This window comes from Pasteurella oralis (assembly GCF_042681465.1).
In the GTDB taxonomy this organism is placed as follows: domain Bacteria; phylum Pseudomonadota; class Gammaproteobacteria; order Enterobacterales; family Pasteurellaceae; genus Pasteurella; species Pasteurella oralis.
Window position 1 is genome coordinate 85,876 of record NZ_JBHUFP010000007.1, and the last position, 10,616, is coordinate 96,491.

Sequence of the window (10,616 nt, forward strand, 5' to 3'; positions counted from 1 at the left end):
TATTATAACCATAAGTGCGGTCGAAATTTTAAAAATTTTGACCGCACTTTTTGTATTAGTTTGCAGTGGCTTCTTCTACTGGCGCTAACTGATCCGATGAATTATGTTCAGGGCTGAGAACATCCCAAACACTAGGTTGACGTGGTGCGGACTCAGTAGATTGACAGAAAGATTGCTCCTTATTTATCCACACTGGAATTTTACGTGGGCTTGTACAATCCCACCCCCCATGTTCATTAATGCCGACCCATTTGATTGTTGTTAATGGCGCTAAGCTAAGAGGGAGAGTGACGTTACGTTGTACATAGTCACGATAGATTTGTAACGCACCAGAAGCACCTGTCAGTTTGGTTTCTGCATTATCATCACGCCCTAACCAAACCGTAGTGACGTGTGTACCATCAATACCTACAAACCAAGTATCTCTTGCATCATTTGTTGTGCCGGTTTTTCCCGCTAAATGTAAATGAGCAAATTGATTTTGTAAGCTACGTGCTGTGCCACGTTCAACGGTTTGCTGCATGGCATATAATGTTTGGTAGGCGGCTTCTGCAGGGACCACTTGTTCTGGTTCTAAACGACGTTGATATAATAAGTTACCTTGTTGATCAGTAATACTATCAATAGTCGCTAATGGGATTTTTTGCCCTTGGTTCGCAATGACTTGGTATAAATGTGTGACTTCATAAGGTGAGATAGCATAAGCACCTAATAAAGTTGATGGTACTTTAGGAATTTTTATTTTATCCCAGCCCATTTTTTGTTGTGTTTCAATAACATTAGTTAAACCAACTTGCATACCAATATTCACAGTTGGAATATTTAATGAACGAGCAAGAGCATCCATCAACATGACTGAGCCACTATATTTGCGATCATAATTACGCGGCTGCCAAGGTGGGCTCCCTTTAATATTAATCGTGATTGGTTGATTTTGAATTGGTGTATTTAGTCGAAAACGATCTGGTTGTGCAAGTGCGGTTAAATAAATAGAAGGTTTAACTAATGAACCAATTTGACGTTTAGCACTTAATGCGCGGTTAAAACCTGCATATTGTGTTTGTAAGCCACCAACTAATGCACGGACTTCACCTAAACGATAATCTGCAATAACCATTGCTGCCTGTAAATGTGGATTTTTATGCTTCGCTTGCAAAGTAGAAGTCGCACTGACAACGGCATTTTCAGCATGAGTCTGTTGTTTGCTATCTAAAGTCGAAAAAATACGTGCCCCTAATAAATTACTGGCTTTACTTTCACCTAATTGCTCGCGTAGTTCTGCTTGCAGTGTTTGCATAAAGGCAGGGTATTTACGTGTTATTTGCCCGCGTTCTTGCACTCCTAATGGGCGCTGAACTAGCATTTGGTAAAGTTCGTCGCCGATTACTTTATGCTCTAATAACAAACGCAAAACCACATTACGACGCTCTAAAGCATTTTTAGGATTACGCCATGGATTATATAAAGAAGGTCCTTTTACCATACCGACTAATAAAGCAATTTGGTCAAGACTAATTTCGCGTGTTGAGCGTCCAAAATAAAAATGACAGGCTAACTCAAAACCATGGATTTGTGTATCACCACTTTGCCCTAAATAAATTTCATTCAGATAAGTTTCTAAAATCCGATTTTTGTCATAACGCCAATCAAGAATAACCGCCATTAAGGCTTCATTGATTTTACGTGTTAAGGTGCGTTCATTACTCAGAAAAAGATTTTTGACGAGCTGTTGTGTTAAGGTACTACCACCTTGTACCGTATGCCCTGCTTGGATATTGGTAATTGTCGCACGTGCGATGCCAAGCAAACTAATGCCTTCATGCTGGTAAAAGCGGCGATCTTCAGTTAATAATAATGCGTCAATGAGTAAGCGTGGATAATTTTGTAGCGCAATGGCAAGACGCTCTTCTTTATCTGATTGCAACATCGCAATCAATTTAGGGGCTAGACGAAATTCTGAAATAGTACGCTGGTTAATTAAATCTTCAATGACATTTAATTGTCCATTTTGAAAGCGTAAACGGAAAACACGTTGTGCCTCTGGTTGTACTGGGAAGGGAAAAGCTCTGCGTAATAAAACAATAGTATTGTCTTCAATTTTAAAATCGCCAGGTGCGGCAATGAGCTTAGTTTGGCGGTATTCATTATCTAATAATAGTTGTTTTACTTGCTCAAATGCCAGGTTATCTTCAAGACGAATACTTTCAATTCGACTATATACTTCTGCTGGAAGTCGCCAAATTTGTCCATTCATTTTCGTCCTAATCTGCCAGTCCAAATACACCGCATAGAAGGTCAGCAGGCAAGTCAAAGTGAAGGCGACTTTAATGAAAAAAATACACCAAGGTTTTCTTTGTGTTAGTTTCGTTTTTTTCGCTTTTGACATAGGACATTCTCGAGTTGAGGCGATGAATTATTGCTGAATAAAATCTAAATAAGATTGTAAGAAATGAATAAAATCATCAGTGCCACAAAAAGCAATGCTTTCTTCATCATAATAATGGAAGTCATCTTCAAGAGGCTGATCGCTATCAACAGCTAAATTATTGGCACGTACCATGATTTCTTGTTGATTAATAAACAGCGTATATTCGTGACCGATTAAAGTGAGTTCTTGTTGCGGCTTGAGCGTTTGGATTTGATGAAGTGCGCACTGAATTTTATCCGAATTTGACCGCACTTCACTATTAAACCAGTTAGCAACGGCTTCGTGTCCCATAGAACACTGAACCACAATGGTGCCTAATTGAGAAATAAATTGAAAGTCCATATTAAATACTGAATGATGAACCGCAGCCACAGGTTGTGGACGCATTGGGATTATTGACGATAAAGCGCGATCCTTCTAAACCTTCGGTATAATCGACAGTACCACCAATAAGATATTGTAGACTCATTGGATCAATAACTAACTGTACACCCGATTTCTCAATAGTAAGATCTCCTTCGTTGACTTTTTCGTCAAAAGTAAAGCCATATTGGAAACCACTACAACCGCCACCTGTAATATATACGCGTAATTTTAGGTTTGGATTTTCTTCTTCGCTAATAAGTGCTTTTACTTTATTCGCAGCCGCGTCAGTGAAGATCAGTGGCACGGAAATATCTGTCATAATTTATCTCACTATAATTTCAATTGAATTTGTGTATTATCTAATAACCAACTAATCCGTTCAAGAATTTATCAAGGATTTTTGCGGGAGATGGTGTTATAATTCTTGTACAACTGAGTTTTATGGAGAAAAATTTTAATATGGCAATTCCATTAAGAACAGAAGAAGAAATTGTGAAATTGCGTGAAGCTTGTAAACTGGCTTCAGATGTATTAGTGATGATTGAACCTTATGTTAAAGCAGGTGTGAGTACAGGCGAATTAGACCGTATTTGTCATGCATATATGGTAGAGCAGCAAAAAACCATTCCAGCTTGCCTTGGTTATCACGGTTTTCCTAAAGCGACTTGTATTTCTATTAATGAAGTTGTTTGCCATGGGATTCCAAGTGAAGATAAAATTCTCAAGTATGGTGATATTGTTAATATTGATGTCACAGTTATCAAAGAGGGTTATTTTGGTGATAATTCGAAAATGTATATTGTTGGCGAAACTAATCTGCGTAGTAAAAAACTTTGTGAAGCGGCACAAGAAGCTTTGTATGTTGGCTTAAGAACAGTTAAGCCGGGTATACGTTTAAATGAAATTGGTCGTGCAGTACAAAAATATACTGAGAGCCAAGGATTTAGCGTTGTACGTGAATATTGTGGACATGGTATTGGATCGGAGTTTCATTGTGAGCCACAAGTATTACATTATTATGCCGATGATGGTGGTGTGATATTACAGCCGGGTATGGTGTTTACAATTGAACCCATGATCAATGCAGGCAAAAAAGAAGTGCGCTTAATGAAGGATGGCTGGACCGTCAAAACAAAAGATCGTAGCCATTCTGCACAATATGAACATCAGCTTGTCGTGACGGAAACGGGTTGTGAAGTCATGACCATCCGCGATGAAGAAATTGCGGCAGGACGTATTGAACGTATTATGATTAATCAGTAAATAAGATAAATAATATGGCCGAACTTTCAGCCATTTTTTATATTGATATTGAGGCAAGTATGCTTTTTTCATATTCTCCTGTCACAACATTATGTGCAAGTGCAGTCAAAATTCAGAAAGAAAGTTTAAAGCGCTTTGAACAGCAACATTTTACAGACTTTTCAGTATATGAATTAATTGCAAATCGCACGTTATTTTGTGATCAACTTTTGTGCGATCTCTGGCAACAATTTCAGTTAGCAGATCATTCACAATTAACCCTTATCGCAGTTGGGGGATATGGTCGTGAAGAAATGTTCCCTTTGTCAGATTTGGATTTTTTAATCTTAACAGAGCAAAAATTGGATCAAGAAACCACACAGAAAATTAGTCAATTCGTACAATTTTTATGGGATAGTGGTTTTGATGTAGGGCATGCAGTACGCACTTTGGCTGAATGTAAATTAGAGGGGCTGCAAGATATTACTATCGCGACGAACTTGTTAGAAGCGCGTTATTTAACTGGTAATCAAGCACTATTTAATCAATTAACACGTCTTGTCCAACAAGCTGACTTTTGGCCATGTGATGCGTTTTTTAAGGCTAAAACACAAGAGCGTGCTGCACGTTATCAACGTTATCATAATACAAGTTATAACCTTGAACCTGATGTTAAACACAGTCCGGGTGGCTTACGTGACTTGCATTTATTGTATTGGATTGCATTACGCCATACTGGCGCGAAAAACTTAGATGATATTTTAAAATCAGGTTTTATTTATCCTGAAGAATACGAGTTGTTACAAGAAAGTCAGCAATTCTTATTCCAAGTACGTTTTGCTTTGCATTTAATTTTAAAACGCTATGACAATCGGCTTTTGTTTGAACGACAAATTCGAGTTGCTGGATTATTAGGGTTTGAAGGAGATGCAAATCAAGGGGTCGAGAAAATGATGAAAACATTTTTTCAAGCCTTGCAAACAATTTCGTTATTAAGTGATTTGTTAGTAAAACATTATCGTGAACATTTTTTACAAACTGATGAAACTACTCAAATACAAATCTTAGATAGTTATTTTCAATTAGTAAATAATACGATTTGTTTACGACAGCCTCAGGTTTTTGTGCAACAACCGGAACAAATTCTCGATCTTTTTTTTCATTTGACACAATATCATCAAGCTGATATTCATTCTTCAACGTTGCGTCAGCTACATCTTGCACTTGAACAATTAGTCGGATATTTGAGTGATTTGCCGCTTGCTCGAGAAAAATTCTTACGTTTATTTAATCAACCTAAAGCAATTGAGCGAGCATTAGTACCTATGCATAAATATGGTGTATTAAACGCTTATTTACCACAATGGCATCATATTGCAGGATTAATGCAATTTGATTTATTTCATTGTTATACTGTTGATGAACATACGTTACGTACTTTATTGAAATTGGAATATTTTTTAGATCCTGAAAGTCAACAAATTCATCCTGTATGCAGTCAAATATTCCCATACTTAACTGACCGCACTTTACTGTATATTGCTGCATTATTCCATGATATTGCAAAAGGCAGAGGCGGCGATCATGCTGAGCTTGGTGCCGTTGATGTGGCAGCGTTTGCCGAATTACATGGTTTTGATCAGCGTGAGATTCATACATTAGTATGGTTAGTAAAGCAACACTTATTAATGTCAGTGACTGCGCAAAGACGAGATATTCATGATCCTGAAGTTGTATTAGCGTTTGCCGCCGCAGTACAAAATCAAGTACGTTTAGATTATCTGACTTGTTTAACTGTTGCTGACATTTGTGCGACGAATGAAACGTTATGGAACAGTTGGAAACGCACATTAATTGCAACCTTATACCAATTTACTCGCCAACAATTTGATCAAGGTATGGATTGCTTACTTGATCATCAACAAAAAATTGATACACATCGTCAACAAGCATTGGCATTGTTGTTAGCACAGAATAGTGCACATAATCAACAGCAGATCACTGAGATTTGGCAAAGATGTCCAGATGAATATTTTTTACGTAATACACCAAAACAAATTGCATGGCATACACAATTATTATCTGAATTAAATGAAGAATTATTAGTTAAAATCAGTAACCGATTTTCAGAAGGTGGTACTGAAATTTTTGTGTACTGTAAAGACCAACCGAACTTATTTAACAAAGTTGTGACAACGATTGGTGCCAAAAAATTCAGTATTCATGATGCACAAATTATTACTAGTCATGATGGTTATGTTTTTGATAGTTTTATTGTGACTGAATTAGATGGTAAGTTAGCAAAATTTGAACGTCGTCGCAGTTTAGAAAAAGCGCTGAATAAAGCACTTTCAACGCCTCAACCAATAAAAAATACCATATTGCCTAATCCTAAATTGATTCATTTTAGCGTCAAGACAGAGATTCGCTTTTTGAAAGAAAACCGAACAGATCAAACAGAAATGGAGTTATTTGCGTTAGATCAAACGGGCTTGTTAGCTAAAGTGAGTCAAGTATTCAGCGAGTTAAAATTGAATTTGCTTAATGCGAAAATTACTACGATTGGTGAGCGGGCAGAAGATTTCTTTATTTTAACTAATAGTCAGAATAAAGCTCTTACTGTCAGTGAAAGAGCGCAGTTAGAAGAACGGCTTTATCAAGTCCTGCGCTAAAATTTGATAAAAAGTGACCGCACTTATTAAAGTGCGGTCTTGTTTTTGTCATATTTTGTTATTGATTGCTGGCTAGGGCTGCAAATGCAATATCTGCGGCTCGTAGTGTGGATTCAATGTCTTGTTCTGAATGAGCTAAAGACATAAAACCAGCTTCAAAAGCAGAAGGGGCAAGATAAATACCTTGTTCTAACATTTTATGGAAGAAAAAGTTAAATTTTTGCGTGTCAGCTGCCATTACGTCTTGATAGGAGGATACTTCAGCTTTATCGGTAAAAAATAAACCAAACATGCCACCAACATAATTCACAACAAAGGGAACTTGATATTTATCTGCTAGTGTTTTTAAACCGAGCGCAAGCTTTTCAGTTTGTATCGCAAGACGTTGTTCATTACCTGATTTTTTTAGTTCATTTAAACAAGCTAATCCCGCTGCCATTGCAATCGGATTACCTGACAAGGTGCCTGCTTGATAAACAGGACCTAGTGGAGCAATGAATTGCATAATTTCTTTTTTACCACCAAATGCACCAACCGGCATACCGCCTCCAATGACTTTGCCAAGACAAGTTAAATCAGGTTTCACATTGTAATAAGATTGTGCGCCACCTAAAGCAACACGGAAACCTGTCATGACTTCATCAATAATAAACACCGCATTGTATTCATCGCAGAGAGTACGTAAACCTTGTAAAAAATCTGCTTTGGGTGGGACACAATTCATATTACCTGCAACGGGTTCAACAATGACACAAGCAATTTCGTTTGGAAATTGTGTGAATGCTTGTTTGACGGATTCAAGATCATTGTAATGACAAGTTAAAGTGTGTTTAGCAAAATCAGCAGGTACACCAGGAGAGTTTGGTTGACCTAAAGTAAGAGCGCCAGATCCTGCTTTTACTAATAATGAATCGGCATGTCCATGATAGCAACCTTCGAATTTAATAATTTTATCTCTACCAGTATAACCACGAGCTAGACGAATAGCCGACATTGTTGCTTCTGTACCAGAGCTGGCCATACGTATCATTTCCATAGAAGGAATCAGCGAGCAGACTAGTTCAGCAAGCTCAATCTCTAACGGTGTTGGTGCACCAAAACTTAAGCCATTTTTTGCGGTTTTTATTACGGCATTGAGAATGGCTGGATGGTTATGCCCAAGAATCATAGGTCCCCACGAACCCACATAATCAATATATTGTTTCCCTTCAGCATCAAAGATATAAGCACCTTGCGCTTTTTCAATGAAAACAGGTGTACCGCCAACACTTTTAAATGCTCGTACGGGTGAATTTACTCCACCGGGGATAGTTTGTTGCGCGCGTTGAAATAAAGATGCTGATGTTGTCATAATAAAATCCTAAGTTACACGTCAAATTGTTTTTATTTTACTGTAAAAAGTGGTAAATAGATAAAAATATTTATGGAAGAAAAAGGCTTTATGGTATTCTTCGCGCATAAAATTCAAAGGAAAGATTCAATGCTATTGAGTTTATTTGTTACTTTTTTAGGTGCTTTTTTTACATTATTAGTGATGAGACCTATTGCTAATAAGCTTGGTTTAGTTGATAAACCAAATTATCGTAAGCGACATCAAGGCGCGATTCCACTCATTGGCGGTATTTCTTTATTTGTCGGTAACCTTTGTTTCTATCTATTAGAATGGGAACAAATGCGTTTACCTGCACTTTATCTATTTAGTATTTTTGTCTTATTAGTTATTGGCATAATTGACGATCGTTTTGATATCAGCCCGTTTTTACGCGCAGGAATTCAAGCGATATTGGCGGTGCTCATGATTGATCTTGGTAATTTATATTTAGATCATTTAGGACAGATTATTGGACCTTTCCAACTCACATTAGGATCAATCGGCTTAATTATCACCGTATTAGCAACTATTGCAGCAATTAATGCTTTTAACATGATTGATGGTATTGATGGCTTATTAGGTGGACTATCTAGTGTTGCGTTTGCTTCAATTGGTATTTTATTAGTGATGGATAACCAGCTTGATTTAGCTTATTGGAGTTTTGCATTAATTATTGCTATCTTACCTTATTTTATGATGAATCTCGGTATTCCTCTGGGCGCTAAATTTAAAGTATTTATGGGAGATGCTGGAAGCACTCTTATTGGTTTTACTATTATTTGGATTTTATTGTTGAGTACGCAGGGCAAAGGACATCCAATGAATCCCGTTACAGCACTTTGGATCATTGCGATTCCATTAATTGATATGGTCGCAATTATGTACCGCCGTTTACGTAAAGGCAAAAGTCCCTTCCACCCTGATCGTCTACATGTTCACCATCTTATGATGCGAGCAGGTTTAACTTCAAGGCAGGCATTTTTATTAATTACTTTTGCTGCTGTAATTTGTGCAACAATTGGGATTCTAGGTGAAATTTTTTATATCAATGAATGGTTCATGTTTGGTGGATTTATTCTTTTATTTTTTATGTACTCTTACTCAATTACTCGAGCATGGCGGATTACACGTTGGATTCGCCGAATGAAGCGTAGAGCAAAACGCATTCAGACAAGGAACAAATAATGACTCAAACAGAAAATTTTGAAAAAATTGACCGCACTTTGTTAAAAAATCTATTTTCTATTATTGGCGTTACAGTATTAGGAGCTGTCATTGCTTACGGAAGTAGTTTTTCTGTTAGCAAATCTTGGATTGTTGAAGCAAAAGTCGAAAGACCCGATGTTGTTTCATTAGGCAATTATTACTCACTTTCTTCCACCTACCAATTCATTAAGAATAAAGATAATGTGCTAGACGATACAGAAATTGTTTATAACGAATTTACAAGACAATTGATATCAGAAAATAGAATTCGTTATTTTTGGCAAACCAGTGAGTATTATAAACAGAAACAAACTGGTGAAACGCACATTGATCTTGCATTATTAGAAAAGTTAGTTAGTAGTATAAAATTTCAAATGGCTAATTCTAATGAATTTGCAGATACAGTGAGTCTGGAACTTGAAAATCCGAAATTAGCGACAGAATTGCTTGCTACATTTGTTGATTATGTCAATCAAGAAACACGTAAAGTTGTTTATAGTAATTTAATTACACAGTGGAAAGTTGTGTTTGAGCGGGTTAAGAATGCAACGGAATTTAATTTAGGCAGAAATGCACAAAGTGTGGTTGATTCTACGCAAGATTGGCAAGGTAAGCTACAAATGATGAGAGCAGTGAGTCCATTAGATGAACAATTTACTGCTTATCGTTATGCAAAACAACCCACTCAGCCAATTAAGCCAGTCTCACCAAATCGTTTGTGCTGGGGAATATATGGTGCGCTTATAGGATTTTTCTTTGCACTATTATTTTTATTGATATTTAATTCACGTAAAAATAATCAAACTGCTTTAAATTAATGAAAGATAGGCGTATATTTAATAACTCCTGTTCAGATTGAACAAAAAACTATCTAATGAGTTTTTTTTTCAAAAAAGTACTAGACAAGTGTTTGGGAACTCATTAATATACGCCCCGCAACGACGCGATGAGCGCTCGTAGCTCAGTTGGATAGAGCGTTGGCCTCCGGAGCCAAAGGTCGCAGGTTCAAATCCTGTCGAGCGTGCCAGAGGTTCAATGCAATGAAAACAAAATATGGTGGCTATAGCTCAGTTGGTAGAGCCCCGGATTGTGATTCCGGTTGTCGTGGGTTCAAGTCCCATTAGCCACCCCAAATTTTTCTAGTCGGCGAGTAGCGCAGCTTGGTAGCGCAACTGGTTTGGGACCAGTGGGTCGTAGGTTCAAATCCTATCTCGCCGACCAATTTCTTTTTTGTTCTTTAACAATCAAACAGACAATCTGTGTGGGCACTTGTTGATACATTTCATATAAAAAAATTAAATGAAGTCTTAATAGGTGCTTTACTGAAATT

The 10,616-nt window shown here is 37.2% G+C and carries 8 protein-coding genes and 3 tRNA genes; 7 read left to right on the forward strand and 4 right to left on the reverse strand.

Features of this window, described 5'->3' with window-relative positions; genetic code table 11:
• Positions 1-55: 55 nt before the first annotated feature.
• The 3 genes from mrcB to erpA are packed head-to-tail and all read right to left on the reverse strand — an operon-like array spanning position 56 to position 3,113.
• On the reverse strand, positions 56-2,386 hold the full coding sequence (mrcB, locus tag ACFSAV_RS06460) for a penicillin-binding protein 1B (protein ID WP_379097592.1): 2,331 nt from the start codon (positions 2,384-2,386) through the stop codon (positions 56-58).
• A gap of 27 nt (positions 2,387-2,413) precedes the next feature.
• Positions 2,414-2,770, reverse strand: coding sequence for a YacL family protein (locus ACFSAV_RS06465; RefSeq protein WP_379097610.1), 357 nt, complete (start codon positions 2,768-2,770; stop codon positions 2,414-2,416).
• A gap of 1 nt (position 2,771) precedes the next feature.
• Positions 2,772-3,113, reverse strand: a complete 342-nt coding sequence (gene erpA, locus ACFSAV_RS06470; RefSeq protein WP_101775885.1) for an iron-sulfur cluster insertion protein ErpA — start codon at positions 3,111-3,113, stop codon at positions 2,772-2,774.
• A 140-nt stretch (positions 3,114-3,253) separates the two neighbouring features.
• Between erpA and map the strand changes: the two genes are divergently transcribed.
• On the forward strand, positions 3,254-4,057 hold the full coding sequence (gene map, locus ACFSAV_RS06475) for a type I methionyl aminopeptidase (protein ID WP_379097613.1): 804 nt from the start codon (positions 3,254-3,256) through the stop codon (positions 4,055-4,057).
• 59 nt (positions 4,058-4,116) lie between these two features.
• Positions 4,117-6,708, forward strand: coding sequence for a bifunctional uridylyltransferase/uridylyl-removing protein GlnD (glnD, locus tag ACFSAV_RS06480; RefSeq protein ID WP_379097616.1), 2,592 nt, complete (start codon positions 4,117-4,119; stop codon positions 6,706-6,708).
• 58 nt (positions 6,709-6,766) lie between these two features.
• Here the strand turns inward: glnD and hemL are convergent, their stop codons facing one another.
• Positions 6,767-8,059, reverse strand: coding sequence for a glutamate-1-semialdehyde 2,1-aminomutase (gene hemL, locus ACFSAV_RS06485; RefSeq protein WP_379097595.1), 1,293 nt, complete (start codon positions 8,057-8,059; stop codon positions 6,767-6,769).
• A 129-nt stretch (positions 8,060-8,188) separates the two neighbouring features.
• On the opposite strand from hemL, the gene wecA reads away from it, so the two are divergent.
• The 5 genes from wecA (at position 8,189) to ACFSAV_RS06510 (ending at position 10,507) form a co-directional block, all read left to right on the forward strand.
• Positions 8,189-9,265 (forward strand): UDP-N-acetylglucosamine--undecaprenyl-phosphate N-acetylglucosaminephosphotransferase, encoded by a 1,077-nt coding sequence (gene wecA, locus ACFSAV_RS06490; RefSeq protein ID WP_379097598.1) that lies wholly within the window; start codon positions 8,189-8,191, stop codon positions 9,263-9,265.
• Entirely contained in the window at positions 9,265-10,104 is an 840-nt protein-coding gene (locus ACFSAV_RS06495; protein ID WP_379097601.1) for an LPS chain length-determining protein, read from the forward strand. Before wecA ends, ACFSAV_RS06495 begins: the two co-directional genes overlap by 1 nt.
• Positions 10,105-10,236: 132 nt before the next feature.
• Positions 10,237-10,313: transfer RNA gene (locus ACFSAV_RS06500), tRNA-Arg, on the forward strand.
• Between the two features lie 29 nt (positions 10,314-10,342).
• Positions 10,343-10,418: transfer RNA gene (locus ACFSAV_RS06505), tRNA-His, on the forward strand.
• A gap of 12 nt (positions 10,419-10,430) precedes the next feature.
• Positions 10,431-10,507, forward strand: a tRNA-Pro gene (locus tag ACFSAV_RS06510).
• The last annotated feature ends 109 nt before the right edge of the window (positions 10,508-10,616 follow it).